We start from the raw sequence: 15,471 nt of genomic DNA, 5'->3' as shown, positions 1-15,471 counted from the left end.
GAGGCACCCTGCCGTCCGGGGCGGTGTCAGGGGCGGACGATGCCCGTCTCGTAGGCCATGACGACGGCCTGGACGCGGTCCCGCGCCTCGAGCTTGGCGAGGATGTGGCCCACGTGCGTCTTCACCGTGGCCTCGGAGAGGAACAGCTTCAGGGCGATCTCCGGGTTCGAGAGCCCCTGGGCGATGAGTTCGAACACTTCGCGCTCGCGGGTCGTCAGCCGCGCCACCGCTGCCGCATGCGCGTCCTGCGTGGCCGAGGGCAGGCGCAGGAGCGGCGCCACGTGGTCGAGCAGCCGGCGCGTGGTGGACGGGGCGATGACGGCGTCCCCCCGGTGTACGGTCCGGACCGCCTCGAGCAGTTCCTCGGGCGGGGCGTCCTTGAGCAGGAAGCCGCTCGCCCCGGCGTGGATCGCGGACAGGGCGTACTCGTCGAGGTCGAAGGTCGTCAGGACCACGATGCGCGGGCCTGCGTCCCCGCCGCCGGACGGGGTGGACGCGGCGGGTGGACGGCGGAGGTGCTCTGCGAGGATACGGCGCGTGGCCTCGATGCCGTCCATGCCCGGCATGCGCACATCCATCAGGACGACGTCGGCTTGCGTGATCGCCAGGGCACTCACCGCCTCCTCCCCGTTCGCGGCCTCGGCCACCACCTCGAGGTCGGGCTGCGAATTGATCAGCATGGCGAAGCCGCTCCGCACCAGGTGCTGGTCGTCCACGATGGCGATGCGGATCGGAGACGGGGCGTCGACGGCCGACGGGATGCCGGACGGGGCGGTGCTGCTGGCGGTGCTGTCCACGGTGGTGTCGCTCTCCTGTGCTGTCCTGGGTGGGCTGCTGGGCGGTCTCCCCAGCCTAGGCCTGGGTGTACGGGATGAATGCCTCCACGCGGTAGCCGCCCCCGGTGCGCGGCGCGGCCGAGACCGTGCCGTCGTAGAGCCGGACCCGTTCGGTCATGCCGATGATGCCCTGGCCCGCCCCCGCCGTGGCAGGATCCGGAGCGGCCCCGCGCCCGTCGTCGTCCACCGTGATGGTCAGTCCGCGCGGGCCGTACTCGAGCGACACCTCCGTGGACGTGGCCGATCCCGCGTGCTTGAGCACGTTCGTGAGCGATTCCTGCACCACCCGGTACGCCGTGAGCTCGGCTCCGAGCGGCAGGGGCCTGCGCGGCGTGCCGATGCGGCGGCAGTCGATCCGCACACCGGATCTGCGGACCGACTGGATGAGGGAATCGATGTCGTCGAGCGTGGGGAGCGGCCGGGTGGACGCACTCTCGTCACCGCGGAGGACGCCGAGCAGCCGCCGCATCTCGCGCAGCGAATCCCGCCCGGTGTCGGCGATGGTACCGAGCGTCCGGACGGCGATTTCGGGCGCGTGCGCGCTCGCATACCGTGCGCCGTCGGCCTGCGTGATGATCACCGACAGGGAGTGCGCCACGATGTCGTGCATCTCCCGGGCGATGTGGCTGCGCTCGTCGGCCGCGGCGAGGTCGCGCTCCTGCTGCCGCTCGACCTCGAGCCGCCGGTTCCGGTCCTCGAGCGCACGGTACGTGAGCCGCCGGGACCGGGCGAGGTCGCCCATCGTCCAGGCGAGGAGCGCGAGGGACTCCACGAAGAACAGCAGGATGAGAAACAGGGGCACCGTCGTCAGCACGGAATCGCTTCCGCTCACACCCAGCAGGTCGCCGTACCGGACGAGGCCGATCGCGGCCCCGGCGATGGCGAGGCCGAGGCCCCCGAGGCTCGCCCACCGCGGGCCGAAGGCCGCCAGGGTGTAGATCGTGACGAGGATGACGAACTGGGCGGGGACCGGTTCGATGCCGGTGACGAGCTGCAGTACGGAGACGCCCGCGATGACCGAGGCAGAGAGCACCACGCGCGAACGGCGCCATGCGAGGGGGAGCACCAGGGCCACGGACACGACGACGGTCGGGCTCATGCCCCCCACGCCGCTCGGCGCGAACGGCAGGACGAGGAAGACGAAGATCCCCAGCGCGAGCCATGCATCGATCGTCCCGGGGTGCGCTCGGACCCAGCGTGCCAGCCGCAGGTGGATGTCCATGGGGACCAACTCTAGGTGGGGCCCCGCCGTCGTACATCCGACCACGGGTGGAGCCGTCTCACCCTGCGGACGGATTGTCGCGGGTTCTGGCGCTTTCCTACGCTGGGAGCATGACTGATGCCGCGCACCACATCGACCTCGCCGTCATCCCCGGAGACGGGATCGGACCCGAAGTGACCGCCGAAGCGGTGAAGGTCCTGCTGGCGGCCGTCGGGAACGCCGTCGATGTCGCGCTGACCGAGTACGAGCTCGGCGCCGAGCACTGGCTCGCCACGGGGGAGACCCTGCCGGATGCCACCCTCGAGCGACTGCGGAGCCATGACGCCATCCTCTTCGGGGCGGTAGGTGCCGCCCCGGGCGACACCCGCATCCCCTCGGGCCTGATCGAACGGGAATTCCTGCTGAAGCTCCGCTTCTCGCTCGACCACTTCGTGAACCTGCGCCCCTCGAGGCTGTACCCGGGCGTCCCCAGCCCGCTCGCCGCCCCCGGCACCATCGATTTCGTCGTCGTCCGTGAGGGCACGGAAGGTCCCTATACGGGCAACGGCGGAACGCTGCGGGGCGGAACACCGCACGAGGTGGCCACCGAGGTCTCCCTCAACACCGCCCACGGTGTGGAGCGCGTGGTCCGGGATGCCTTCGTGCGGGCCTCGGGACGCCGGAAGAAGCTCACGCTCGTGCACAAGCACAACGTGCTCGTCTACGCGGGCCACCTCTGGAAGCGCACCGTCGAGGCGGTCGCCGCCGACTTCCCCGACGTGAGCCACGACTACCTGCACGTGGACGCGGCGATGATCTTCCTCGTCACGGATCCTTCGCGCTTCGACGTCATCGTCACCGACAACCTGTTCGGTGACATCGTCACCGACCTCGCCGCCGCCGTGTCGGGAGGGATCGGCCTCGCCGCGTCCGCGAACCTCAACATGGACCGCACCGCGCCGTCCATGTTCGAGCCCGTCCACGGATCGGCCCCGGACATCGCCGGCCGACAGGTGGCCGATCCCACGGCCGCGATCCTGTCCGCGGCCCTCCTGCTCCGGCATCTCGGCCACGACGCTCCCGCGGAGCGGATCGAGCAGGCCGTGGAGCAGGACATCGCCGCCCGTTCCGGGGCCCGCAGCACGTCGGCCGTCGGCGATGCTATTGCCGCTGCCGTGTCCTAAGGTGGTTACACATCATTAACCCAGTGCCGGAGCACTGACCACCGACGGGCGACGGCGGCCACGCCGCACGTGCAGTCCGTTCCAGCGCGGAGGAACCATGACAGCCACCGATACCCAGTTCGCCCAGCACCTGTCGACGCAGCGGGCGTCGGCCGAGGAGCGCGAGGCGGTGCTGGCGAATCCGGGCTTCGGCAATTTCTTCACCGACCACACGGCCGTCGTCGACTTCCGCGTGGACGAGTCCGGCGTCGGCGGCTGGCACGATGCACGACTCGAGCCCTACGGTCCGATCGCGCTCGATCCGGCGGCCGCCGTCCTGCACTACGGCCAGGAGATCTTCGAGGGGATGAAGGCCTACCGGCATGCCGACGGTTCGGTGTGGACGTTCCGCGCCGATGCGAATGCCGCCCGCCTCAACCGCTCCGCAGCCCGCCTGGCACTGCCCCAGCTGCCCGAGGAGCTGTTCCTCGAGTCCCTACGCCAGCTCGTCTCGGTGGACGCCGACTGGATCCCTTCCGGGGACGGCGAGAGCCTCTACCTCCGGCCGTTCATGATCGCCACCGAGGCGTTCCTCGGGGTCCGGCCCGCCCGCGAGGTGTCCTACCGGGTCATCGCATCACCTGCGGGCAACTACTTCGGCGGCGAGGTGAAGCCGGTGGACATCTGGGTGTCGCGCAACTACGCCCGGGCCGGGCGCGGCGGAACCGGCGCAGCGAAGGCCGGCGGCAACTACGCCTCGTCGCTCGCCGCCCAGCTCGAAGCCGAGGCGCACGGCTGCAAGCAGGTGCTGTTCCTCGACCAGTTCAACGACAACGCCGTCGAGGAGCTCGGCGGCATGAACGTCTTCTTCGTCTTCCGGGACGGTTCGCTCGTCACTCCTGCCCTGTCCGGCACCATCCTGGAGGGCATCACCCGGTCCTCGATCATCCAGCTCGGACGCGACCGGGGGCTCACCGTCAGCGAACGCAAGATCACGCTCGACGAGTGGCGTGACGGCGTCGCCGGCGGCGACATCACGGAGGTCTTCGCCTGCGGTACGGCGGCCGTGATCACGCCGATCGGACAGCTGCGCGACGGCGACGAATTCATCGGTGCCGCCGGCACGCCCGCCGGAGAGGTGACCATGTCGATCCGCAGCCAGTTGCTGGGCATCCAGACCGGGACCGTCGAGGACACGCACGGCTGGCTCACGCGCCTGGTCTAGGAGCCACCGCGGGCGGCGTCCGTTCCACCCGGAAGGGGTGGGCGGGCGCCGTTCCCGTACGTCGCGGTACGACCGTCGCGGGGGAACGCGGTCCGGTTCCGTCCCCGTCCGTGCGCAGGGATCAGCGCGACGGCGCGGTCTCCGGGCCGTCGACCCCTTCGCCGACCCGCAGGTAGCGCGTGGTGGACAGGAGCGCGCCCGTCTCCTCCGCAGGCATCGGGCGGCTGAAGTAGTAGCCCTGGCCGCTCGCGCAGCCCAGTGCCCTCAGCTGGTCCGCCTGCTCCCGTGTCTCGATGCCCTCGAAGACCGCTTCGAGTCCGGCGGCCCGGATGAGCTGGAGGATCGCCGCGACGAACTCCAGCTGCCCCGCCCGGGTGTTCAGTTCGACGAGGAGCGAGCGGTCCACCTTCACCATGCTCACGGGGAGTTCCCGGAGGTAGCTGATGGAGGAGTAGCCGGTACCGAAGTCATCGATCTCGATGCCGACACCGAGCTGCTGCAGGCTCAGCAGGGAGTACATCTCCACCTCGCCCCGCGTCACGATCGCCGTCTCCGTGATCTCGACGACCAGGTTGCGGGCGGGCAGGTCGAGCTCGCGCAGCAGGGTCCGGATGTGGTCCACGAGGTCGAGCTGTTTCAGTTCGACGGCCGAGAGGTTGACGCGCAGCTGGAAGTCGTCGTCGAGGACGAAGTCCCTGCGCCACTGGGCGAGCTGCCGCAGCGAGGCGGACATCACCCATCGGTCGAGGTCGTGGATGACCCCGATCTCCTCGGCCAGGGGGATGAACGTGTCCGGCGGGATGAGTCCGCGCAGGGGGTGCTGCCATCGCACGAGGACCTCGACGCCGAGGATCCTGTTGGTCGCCAGTTCGACGACGGGCTGGTAGTGCAGCACGAGTTCGTCCGAGCTGATGGCGCCGCGCAGTTCCGTCGCCATCTGGCTGCGGAGTTGCCGGGAGTACAGCATGACGGGTTCGAAGACCTTGATGATGCTGCGGCCTTCGCGCTTCGCGGCATACATGGCGGTGTCCGCGTCCAGCAGCAGTTCCTCGGCCGTCTGGTCGGCGGTGCCGAGCCGGACGCCGATACTCGCGCGGGAGTGGACGTAGAGGGAGTCGAGGCGGATCTGCTCGCCGAGGACCTCCAGGGCCCTCCGGGCGACCTGCATGGCGATGTCCATGGTCGCGGCCGGCAGCAGGATCGCGAACTCGTCCCCGCCGAGCCGTGCCACGAGGTCGGTCTCGCGCACCACGCTGTTGAGGCGGTTGGCCACTTCCTGGAGGACGCGATCGCCCGCGTCATGACCGAACCGGTCGTTGACGTTCTTGAAGCTGTCGAGGTCGAGGAGGAGGAGGGCCGGTGGCGGGGCGCCGTTGGCGGCCTGGGTGAGCGCCTCCTCGATGCCGTCCATGAGTGCCACACGGTTGGCGAGCCCGGTCAGGGCGTCGGACATCGCCATCTTCATCATGTCGAGGTGCGCCTGGCGGAGCATCGCCGTGCGGCTCTCGACGCGCTTCTCGAACTGCTCGTAGACCTGTTCGAGTTCCTCAGCGAGCAGGTTCACGCCGGTGATGACGGCGTCGACCTCGTCCCGTGCGCTCGACGGCTCGATGCGGCTGCTGAGTTCTCCACGGGACAGGCGGACGATGCTCTCGACCAGCATGGCCAGCCGGGGGTCCTTGTGGTCAGCGCTCATTTGTCCCAGCGTACAGTCCGGAGGCGGAGCTTCCCCGTGAGCGGAGCCCGGCGGGGCGGAAGCGGGCGCAGGGCGCGGGGACGGCGACAACCAGCCATGTCGATACCCCCGAATCGTCGCCGTCGAATCACGTGGTCCACGCCGGCCGGATGGGCGGCGTGTCCTGTGTCGCGTGTACCTGGAGCGCAGTGCCGAGGCGCGACGTGACGGGGAAAGGTTAGCACTGTGCATCGACACTTCCCGGCCGTGCGGTGGACGCCGATCCATCGAGCACCGGCCACTCGTCCCCCGGCAGCAGGAAACCCCGGTCGGGGTGGGAGTAATGGGGGAAACGCCCAGCCCGACCGGGGCCTGCGGACGAGTCTACGGCAGAAGTGTCGGGGGCACGTCCCGAGGCGGGGTCAGGAACTCCTTGACATCGCACCGGGAGCAGGTTCAGGGCCGGGACGCTCCGATGTCCCGGATCAGTGCCCGGACTGCCGATGCCCTGTCGTCGGCTCCCGACTGGAGGAAGAGCTCTTCGCTGGCCTCGAGGCTGTCCACCGCGTCACTGCTGAGGCCCTGCCCCGACAGGGCCTGGCCCAGGAGGAAGTGCGCCTCGGCGGCCGTGTGCGTCGCGAGCAGCTGTTTCCGCCCGATGATGCCGTCGAGCTGTTCGATCGCTGTCTCGAATTGTCCGGTCAGCACGAGCCACTGCGCCCTCGTCAGGCCCAGTTCCAATCGGTCCCGTTCCGTCCCCCCGACGATCGAGCTGGCAAGTTCCGCCCGCTCGATGCATTCCAGTGTCTCCGGCTCGATCACGCCGGCTGTCAGTCGGAGCGAGGCTGAAGCCCGGTTGAACCGAGCCCAGAGGTCCAGGTCATTCGTGGGGGAGAGGCTCTTCGCCGCGAGCTGGTGATAGCTCACGCCATCCGTGATCCGCTTCAGAAGGAAGGCCACATTGCCGATCGCCCAGTACGACTGCCCGGCATACTTGCTGTCCGGCTCGCGGCTGAGCAGTTCCGCGAGCAGGACACACTGCTCCCAGGCCTCCTCGAGCTGACCACTCTCGGCAAGAGCAGCGATCAGGGCGTTCCGTGCTTCGATCTCGATGCTCGAGTGGTCCGGCGCGCAACTGGCGGCGTCCACGGCTCGTTGGGCCGCGTCGACGGCTCTCGTCAATTCACCGCTGCCCTGCAGCGCGAAAGCCACCAGGGTGGCGACGCGAGCGCTCAGAGCATTCGACGAGCGCGTCAGCGCATGGCTCGAGAGGACGTCAGCGACCTCCAGCGACTCCGCCATGAAGCCGAGCTTGCGGAGGCATTCAGAAACGAGGAACTTCGCGTTCCACCAGGCCTCCTCCTCGCCATCCTGCTCCGCGGTGGTAGCGAGTTCCTCGGCCAGGTGCTGGGCTCCAACGTAGTCGCGTTGGTTCCAGGCATCGCGCGCTTGGAGCTCGAGCAGCAGTCGCTGGCCGGGAGCTTCCCTGAATGACATGCGTACCTTCGGCTTTCCGTGTGGTCGGGCTGCTCATCCCATTATTCGGTGCACGAGGTCCAAGAACCATCCGCTGGAAAATACTTCAAAAAAAGTAGTCGGAAAATGTTACTAAAGTGACTGGAGTGGCTTACGATAATTATCGAGCCGCTTGTGGTAGTGAAGCGGTTCTCCACCACCACTGTTGATCAAGCCAAAGGACCACCGTTATGAAGCGCCTCACCTCCGCACTGCTCCTCGCAAGCCTCCTCGTCACCGGCGGTGCAGCAGCGGCCAACGCCGCCCCCGCCAAGTCCGGCACCGGCACCACTGTCACCTCGCCCGATCGCGTCGGCAACTGGCCGTTCTGATCCACTCTCGGCTGTACACCGCCATCCGTTAGGCGGACAGCACCAGTAGGGCTTGAAATGCAGTACTGATACCGCGGGCACCCTCGACGCTGGGGAGGGAGTGCCCGCGGTATCTCCTTTTAAGCGTTCCGCCGGGCGTCCTCGGCCCCGCTCGTGTGCCGATGATGGCAGCGGCAGGCGCCGCGCCGGGCGCCGGTGCCTCACGCTAGGCTTGGCCGCATGCGAATTGCACGCTTTGTCGTAAATGATGACCCACTGTTCGGCGTCGTGGAAGGTGCGGCGGGAAGCGAGGAGGTGGCCGTCATCCAGGGCGACCCCTTCTACGCCGGCGTCCAGCTGACCGGCGTCCGCCATGCGCTGGAGGACGTCCGGCTCCTGGCCCCCGTGATCCCCCGCAGCAAGGTGGTGGGAATCGGCAGGAACTATGCGGACCACATCCAGGAGATGGGCAGTGAGACGCCTGCCGCACCGCTGATGTTCCTCAAGCCCAACACGTCGGTCATCGGTCCCGGCGACCCGGTCATGCTCCCGTCCTTCTCCGACCAGATCTCGTACGAGGCGGAACTGGCCGTCGTGATCGGCAGGATCTGCAAGGACGTCCCGCTCGAGCGGGTCGACGACGTCGTCTTCGGGTACACGTGCGCCAACGACCTGACGGCGCGTGACGTGCAGAAGACGGACGACCAGTGGGCACGGGCGAAGGGCTTCGACACGTCCTGCCCGATCGGTCCGTGGATCGAGACCGACCTCGACCCCGAGAACCTCACCGTCCGCGGATCGCTCGACGGCGAACTCCGCCAGGACGGCTCCACGAGCGACATGATCTGGGGCGCGCGGGAACTCGTCGCCTACGTCTCGCAGGCGTTCACCCTCCTTCCCGGAGACGTCATCCTGACCGGGACGCCTGCCGGCGTCGGTCTGATCACGGACGGCCAGCGGTACGACGTCGAGATCGAGGGCATCGGCCGCCTCTCCAATCCGGCCCGCCGCTGACGGTTCCGCCTGACCGCTCCGCGCCTCCTGGTCCGTCGTCGGCCCCTCACTGTCAGGCCCGACGACGGACCCGCGGCTCGCGCGGCGCCTGATGGACCCACCTAGACTGGGATCATCATGACTACTGCCGCAGAGATCCCCACCGTCACCGATGCCACGTCCGTCCGCGTCCGATTCTGCCCGTCGCCGACGGGTACGCCCCACGTCGGGCTGATCCGGACCGCCCTCTTCAACTGGGCCTACGCGCGCCACACCGGTGGCAAGCTCGTCTTCCGCATCGAGGACACCGACGCCGCTCGGGACAGCGAGGAGAGCTACCAGCAGCTCCTCGAGGCCATGAGGTGGCTGGGCATCGACTGGGACGAAGGCGTGGAGGTCGGCGGACCGCATGCCCCCTACCGCCAGTCGCAGCGCGGCGAGCTGTACCAGGACGTCATCGAACGGCTCGTCGCCGCGGGGCACCTCTACGAGTCCTTCTCCACGCCGGAGGAGGTGGAGGAGCGCCACCGCGCAGCCGGCCGTGACGTCAAGCTCGGCTACGACAACCACGATCGTGACCTGACCGACGAGCAGAAGGACGCATTCCGGTCCGCCGGGCGGCCCGCCGTCCTCCGCCTGCGCATGCCGGACGAGGACATCACCTTCACCGACCTCGTCCGAGGCGACATCACGTTCCGCGCCGGCAGCGTGCCCGACTTCGCCGTCGTGCGTGCCAACGGGGCGCCGCTCTACACGCTCGTGAACCCGGTGGACGACGCGCTGATGGGCATCACGCATGTCCTGCGCGGAGAGGACCTGCTGTCCTCGACGCCGCGCCAGGTCGCGCTCTACCGTGCACTGATCGACATCGGCGTGGCCCGCTACATGCCGCTGTTCGGACACCTGCCCTATGTCATGGGCCAGGGCAACAAGAAGCTGTCCAAGCGGGATCCCGAGTCCAACCTCTTCCTGCACCGTGAGCGCGGCTTCATCCGCGAGGGGCTGCTCAACTACCTGTCGCTGCTGGGCTGGAGCCTGTCGGCCGACGAGGACATCTTCTCCGTGGAGCAGCTCGTCGAGAAGTTCGACGTGCGCGACGTGCTCGCCAACCCCGCGCGCTTCGACCTCAAGAAGGCAGAGGCGATCAACGGGACGCACGTGCGGCTCCTCGATCCCGCCGAGTTCCGCTCCCGGCTCCTGCCCTACCTCGCCTCCGCCGGGCTGATCGCCGCCGAGCCCTCCGAGGAGGAGCTGCGCATCATCGCCGAGGCCGCCCCGCTCATCCAGGAGCGCATCACGCTCCTCGGCGAGGCTCCCGAGATGCTGGCCTTCCTGTTCAAGGCCGACGACGCCGTGGACGTCGCCGACGACGCCCGCAAGGGCCTGCCGGACAACCTCGGCGAGGTGCTCGACGTCACGCTGGAGGCCCTCGAGGGCTGCGAATCCTGGGACGCCGAAGCGCTGCAGGCCGCGCTCCGGGGTGCCCTGGTCGACACGCTCGGACTCAAGCCGAGGCTCGCGTTCGGACCGGTCCGCACGGCGATCTCCGGACGCAGGATCTCCCCGCCGCTCTTCGAGTCGATGGTGATCCTCGGCCGCGAGTCCTCGGTCGCGCGCGTGCGTGCGCTGCGCGCCACGGTGGACTGACCCGTGCCCGATCCGGCAGCCGAGGCGGCGGGGGGCATCGGCCCCGGGGTCGACGGCGTGCTCTTCGACATCGATGACACCCTCGTGGACCTCGAACAGGCTATGGGGCGGACGCTCCAGGCGATTCCCGATCCTGCGCTCAGCCACCTCACCGATGACGACTGGGCGCGCTACAAGGCCCTGTACACCGGCGACCCGCACAGGCACTACGACCGCTTCCTCGCGGGGGAACTGACGTTCGAGGAGCAGCGCGTCCACCGCGTGCGCCACGCACGCTCCGCATTCACCCCGGAACCCTTCCTCGGCCGGGTGGCGGACGAGTGGGTCCATGAGTACGAGCGCACCCTGCCGCTGCATTTCCGGGCGTACGACGACGTCGGGCCGCTGCTCGACGAGCTCGACGCGCGCGGGATCCCCTACGGAGCGGTGAGCAACAACGTCCACGACTACCAGCGGGCGAAGCTGGACCGGGCGGGGCTGTCCCGCGTCGAGGTGCTCGTGGGCATCGACACCGTCGGCGTGGCCAAGCCCGAGCCCGGCATCTACCTCGAGGGCGCACGACGGATCGGCACGACGCCGGCCCGCACCCTCTACGTCGGCGACAACCGGCTGGTCGATGCCGTGGGTGCACGGTCGGCCGGACTGGTGGGGGTCTGGCTGGACCGCGCCGGGACGGGGCGGGAATCCGGGACCGATTCCGGGGCGGGCGCCGCGGCGGACGGGTCGTCCGGGGGAGTCCCGGTACCGGGCCGGGGCTCGGCGGAGGACGCCCTGGAGGTGCCGCGGATCACCGGGCTGGCGGCCGTTTTGCAGTTCCTGCCCTCTGTCCGGTAAAGTTATATCTCGGCGCGGAGCGGTTACGCGATCGAAACCCAGCACCATCGGGGCTTCGGGAAGTGCCATTGGGGTATGGTGTAATTGGCAACACACTGGTTTCTGGTACCAACATTCTAGGTTCGAGTCCTGGTACCCCAGCGCACTCCGGTCCTCGCGGACGGGATGGCACAAGCAGTAGAAAAACAGTAGTAGGATGAAAAGTACTGGCCCCATCGTATAGCGGCCTAGTACGCTGCCCTCTCACGGCGGTAACGCGGGTTCGAATCCCGCTGGGGTCACAACGGTCCGCAAGGACACGACGGGAAGTCCCGGACATCAACACGATGTCCGGGACTTCTTCGTTGGTGGGGTGCGTCTCCGGGCGGCTGGCATGATGGAGCCATGAGTGCACCGATCACCGCCGGCGAGCCCCGCGGGCTGTCACCGCTGCTGCGGGAGGTGCGCGCCGCGCTCGAGGGCCTCGTGTTCCCCCTCGCCCTGCCCGGTTCCGTGGAGGCACGCGAAGCGGCCACCGCAGCCCGGGCCCAACTGAACGACTACATCCTCCCGCGCCTCGCCAGCCTCGACGCGCCGCTCATCGCCGTCGTCGGGGGATCCACCGGTGCTGGGAAGTCCACCCTGGTGAACGCCCTCGTCGGGCGGCCCGTCTCGGTGACGGGTGCCGTGCGGCCCACCACGCGCCAGCCCCTCCTGCTCCACCATCCCGAGGACGGCGCGTGGTTCGACGACACACGCGTGCTGCCGACCCTGAGCCGCGTGCGGATCGCGGACGACGACGGTGCCGACCAGGATCCGGACGGGCCCTCGACCCTGCCTGCACGCATCGGGCAGGCAGCCGACGCGAACACGCTATTGCTGCGCCCCACGCGGTCCCTGCCGGTAGGGCTCGCCCTGCTCGATGCCCCGGACGTCGATTCCATCGCCGACGAGAACCGCAGGCTCGCCGGACAACTCCTGGCAGCTGCGGACCTCTGGCTCTTCGTCACCACCGCCAACCGCTACGCGGACGCCGTGCCCTGGAAACTGCTGGCCGAGGCGGGCAGGCGCGACGTCCTGGTGGCGATCGTCCTGGACCGCGTCCCGCCCGGGGTGGAGGAGGAGGTCAGGAGCGACCTGCTGACACTCCTGTCCGCCGAGAACCTCGGGCACGCACCCATCTTCGTGGTCCCGGAGACGCCCCTCGTGGCCCCGGCGAAGATGCTGCCCGCCGGCGCCGTCGAGCCCATCACCCGCTGGCTCCAGGCCCTGGCCGCCGACGCGGAGGGGAGGCGGGACATCGCACGGCGGACGGTGGGCGGTGCGATGCGCGCGCTGGCCGGGCGCATCGACTCGATCGCCGCTGCAGCCGCGCAGGAACAGGCCGCCGGGGATGTACTACGCGCGGCGGTGGACGGTGCGTACCGTGACGCGTTGGCGGACGTCCTCGCGGCGACCGAGGACGGCAGGCTGCTGCGCGGCGAGGTCCTCGCCCGCTGGCAGGATTTCGTCGGCACGGGCGAATTCATGCGAGGGCTCGAGTCGAGGATCGGACGCGCGCGTGATCGCGTCAGTGCCTTCTTCACGGGAAGGCCGGCTCCTGCGGCGACCGTGGCCGAAGCCATCGGGAGCGGCCTGCAGACGGTCATCGTGGAGCAGGCGGCCCGGGCCGACGAGGTGGCGAGGCGACGCTGGCGGGCGGAGCAGGCCGGGACCGCGCTGCTCGCCGGCGTGCCCTCCTGGCGTGCCGAGGACTTCTCCACCGCGGTGGCCCGCGAGATCCGGGCATGGCAGCAGGACCTGCTGCAGCTCGTCCAGGCCGAAGGAGCGGACAAGCGGTTCACGGCACGCATGCTGTCCTTCGGCGTCAACGGGATCGCCGTGGCCCTGATGGTGGTGGTGTTCGCGTCCACCGGCGGACTCACGGGAGGCGAGCTGGGCATCGCGGGCGCATCGGCGATCGCCGGACAGAAGCTCCTCGAAGCAGTCTTCGGTGACGACGCCGTGCGGCGCCTGACCGTCACGGCACGCAGGAACCTGTCGCAGCGCGTCGAAGGACTGTTCCGCCAGGAACGCATCAGTTTCGACCGCTGCCTCGACCCGCTGGCACACCAGACGCCGGCGGAGACGCTGCGGGTACTGGCCCGGCAGCTGCGGACAGCACTGCCGGGCGGGCAGCAGCCGACGACTATCGAGGACGACGCATGAGCCGACCGGGGGACGCGGCGGTCCAGACACCGCTCGCGTCATCGCTCACGGACGCCCTCGGCCGGTTGGGGACGGCCCACGACCTCGGTGTGGACCGGTTGCCGCCGGAACGGCTGGAGAGGCTGCACGCCACACTCGACCGCGCCGGCTCCCGGCGATCGCTGTCCGGGAACCACACGGTCGTCGGCGTCTTCGGGCCCACCGGCAGCGGGAAGTCCTCCCTCGTGAACGCCCTGAGCGGGACGGACGCTGCACGGGTGGCAGTGCGGCGGCCGACGACGTCTGAACCGCTCGCCCTGGTCTGGGAGAGCGCGGGAAGCGGCGAGTTGCTCGACTGGCTGGGCGTCGGCCAGCGCGTGGAACTGCCGGCCGGGGCGCCGCTCCTCCGGGGACTCGACCTGCCGGGACACGACGGCGGTACCCCGGACGCCGGAGCGTCCACGCCGTCCGCCCTCCTGCGGGAGGAACCGGACGGTGCGCGAGGCGCGGGCGACACGGGACGGGGACCGGCGAAGGAGTCCCGCGGAGTCCTGCGCAGGATCTTCGGCCGGCGGCGCAGGGGCGCGGTGCCGTCCCGACGGGACGATCCCTCCGGATCCGCGGCGCCAGGGGCGGCAGCTGACGCCGCAGGTTTGATCCTGCTGGACCTCCCGGATTTCGACTCCACCGCCGCGGCGCATCGCGACGTCGTGGAACGGCTCGCCCGGCAGGTGGACGTCCTGCTGTGGGTCGTCGATCCCCAGAAGTACGCCGATGCGGCGCTCCATCACGGTTTCCTCCGTGGACTGGCGTCCCACGAGGCCGTGACCCTGGTCGCGCTCAACCAGGCGGACCGGTTGGAGCCGGCGGACCTCGACGCCGTCACGTCATCGCTGGCCGGGATCCTCGCGGGGGAGGGGCTCCCCGGCGTGGCCGTCCTGCCGGTGTCCGCACGCACGGGAACGGGCCTCGACGCGCTCGCCGCGGCGATCAGGGCCCATGCCGAGAGCCGCGCCGCCGCCACGAGACGGCTGTCCGCCGACGCCGCGGGAGCGGCCACCGAGCTCCTGCCCTTCGTCGCGGAGGAACCGGTGCCGCTGCCCGCAGCGGACGCGGAGTCCGCGCTGTCGGACGAACTCGGTGTCGCCGCCGGTGTCCCGGTGGTCGTCGACGCGGTGCGGGCCGCCTATCGCCGGGACGCGCACGCCGCCGCGGGCTGGCCCGTGACGCGCTGGCTGGCGAGGCTCCGTCCCGACCCCCTGCGACGCCTCAACCTCCGGAGCCAGGATGTCGTCCCCGAGGTGCGCCGGTCGTCGCTACCGCTCGGGCAGCCTGCCCAGCGCGCACGCGTGGACCACGCACTGCGGGTGTTCGGCGATGCATCGGCGCAGGGCGCACCCGAGCCCTGGCACACCTCGATCAGGGACGCGGCCCGCGGGACGGCGGGGGAGCTCACGGATGCCCTCGATGCCGCCGTCACCGGCACGGACCTCGAGACGGATCGACGCTGGTGGTGGGGGGTCTTCGGTGTCCTGCAGTGGGTCGCCTTCGCGGCGCTCGTCGCCGGACTGGTGTGGCTCGGCGTCCTCGCCGTCCTCGGGTTCCTGCAGCTGCCCGCTGTCGACGTGCCCCGCGTCGAGGGGTTCCCGGTTCCCACGCTCCTGATCCTGGCAGGCGGCGCGGCCGGCATCCTGCTGGGGATACTCGCCGCGCTGCTCGCGCGGTGGGGAGCCGCCCGGCGCGCGACACGGGTGCGCCGGCGACTCCTGGCATCGTGCTCCCGCGCTGCCCGGGACATTGTGATGCGGCCCGTGGAGGGCGAGGTGGGGCGCTGCAACGACTTCCGGGCAGCGGTCCTCGGGGTACTCCGGCGGACCTAGCGGCTGTCCGGCCCGGTCCGTCCTA

12 protein-coding genes and 2 tRNA genes are annotated in these 15,471 nt (G+C 70.0%); 10 read left to right on the top strand and 4 right to left on the bottom strand.

Annotation, left to right across the window (positions count from 1 at the left end; genetic code table 11):
* Positions 1-26 precede the first annotated feature (26 nt).
* Positions 27-680 (bottom strand): LuxR C-terminal-related transcriptional regulator, encoded by a 654-nt coding sequence (locus tag AC0Z9V_RS03775; protein WP_485141275.1) that lies wholly within the window; start codon positions 678-680, stop codon positions 27-29.
* Positions 681-852: 172 nt separating this feature from the next.
* Complete coding sequence (locus AC0Z9V_RS03770) at positions 853-2,058, bottom strand: sensor histidine kinase (RefSeq protein WP_485140742.1); 1,206 nt, start codon at positions 2,056-2,058, stop codon at positions 853-855.
* A 110-nt stretch (positions 2,059-2,168) separates the two neighbouring features.
* On the opposite strand from AC0Z9V_RS03770, the gene AC0Z9V_RS03765 reads away from it, so the two are divergent.
* Entirely contained in the window at positions 2,169-3,221 is a 1,053-nt protein-coding gene (locus tag AC0Z9V_RS03765) for a 3-isopropylmalate dehydrogenase (protein WP_133080761.1), read from the top strand.
* A 97-nt stretch (positions 3,222-3,318) separates the two neighbouring features.
* On the top strand, positions 3,319-4,425 hold the full coding sequence (locus AC0Z9V_RS03760) for a branched-chain amino acid aminotransferase (RefSeq protein ID WP_208741415.1): 1,107 nt from the start codon (positions 3,319-3,321) through the stop codon (positions 4,423-4,425).
* Positions 4,426-4,546: 121 nt separating this feature from the next.
* On the opposite strand, the gene AC0Z9V_RS03755 is transcribed toward AC0Z9V_RS03760, so the two are convergent.
* Complete coding sequence (locus AC0Z9V_RS03755; RefSeq protein ID WP_133080759.1) at positions 4,547-6,121, bottom strand: putative bifunctional diguanylate cyclase/phosphodiesterase; 1,575 nt, start codon at positions 6,119-6,121, stop codon at positions 4,547-4,549.
* Positions 6,122-6,556: 435 nt separating this feature from the next.
* Positions 6,557-7,597 (bottom strand): tetratricopeptide repeat protein, encoded by a 1,041-nt coding sequence (locus AC0Z9V_RS03750; RefSeq protein WP_459268680.1) that lies wholly within the window; start codon positions 7,595-7,597, stop codon positions 6,557-6,559.
* Positions 7,598-7,806: 209 nt separating this feature from the next.
* On the opposite strand from AC0Z9V_RS03750, the gene AC0Z9V_RS03745 reads away from it, so the two are divergent.
* The 8 genes from AC0Z9V_RS03745 (at position 7,807) to AC0Z9V_RS03710 (ending at position 15,446) form a co-directional block, all read left to right on the top strand.
* Positions 7,807-7,947: a hypothetical protein gene (locus tag AC0Z9V_RS03745; protein WP_459268681.1), complete on the top strand. Its 141-nt coding sequence runs from the start codon at positions 7,807-7,809 to the stop codon at positions 7,945-7,947.
* 219 nt (positions 7,948-8,166) lie between these two features.
* The gene (locus AC0Z9V_RS03740; protein WP_133080757.1) at positions 8,167-8,940 is read left to right on the top strand and encodes a fumarylacetoacetate hydrolase family protein; all 774 of its coding nucleotides are present in this window, start codon (positions 8,167-8,169) and stop codon (positions 8,938-8,940) included.
* A gap of 117 nt (positions 8,941-9,057) precedes the next feature.
* Complete coding sequence (gene gltX / locus AC0Z9V_RS03735) at positions 9,058-10,566, top strand: glutamate--tRNA ligase (RefSeq protein WP_485140741.1); 1,509 nt, start codon at positions 9,058-9,060, stop codon at positions 10,564-10,566.
* Between the two features lie 3 nt (positions 10,567-10,569).
* Positions 10,570-11,400 carry an HAD family hydrolase gene (locus tag AC0Z9V_RS03730; RefSeq protein WP_485140740.1) on the top strand — a complete coding sequence of 277 codons (831 nt, stop codon included), beginning with the start codon at positions 10,570-10,572 and terminating at the stop codon, positions 11,398-11,400.
* A 69-nt stretch (positions 11,401-11,469) separates the two neighbouring features.
* Positions 11,470-11,541 (top strand) — tRNA-Gln (locus tag AC0Z9V_RS03725).
* A 67-nt stretch (positions 11,542-11,608) separates the two neighbouring features.
* Positions 11,609-11,681: transfer RNA gene (locus AC0Z9V_RS03720), tRNA-Glu, on the top strand.
* A 103-nt stretch (positions 11,682-11,784) separates the two neighbouring features.
* The gene (locus AC0Z9V_RS03715) at positions 11,785-13,587 is read left to right on the top strand and encodes a dynamin family protein (protein WP_485140739.1); all 1,803 of its coding nucleotides are present in this window, start codon (positions 11,785-11,787) and stop codon (positions 13,585-13,587) included.
* Positions 13,584-15,446: a GTPase gene (locus tag AC0Z9V_RS03710; RefSeq protein ID WP_485140738.1), complete on the top strand. Its 1,863-nt coding sequence runs from the start codon at positions 13,584-13,586 to the stop codon at positions 15,444-15,446. Before AC0Z9V_RS03715 ends, AC0Z9V_RS03710 begins: the two co-directional genes overlap by 4 nt.
* The last annotated feature ends 25 nt before the right edge of the window (positions 15,447-15,471 follow it).

The sequence above is a fragment of the Arthrobacter sp. UYP4 genome (assembly GCF_057291175.1).
This window is presented reverse-complemented; position numbering and strand designations above follow the sequence as displayed.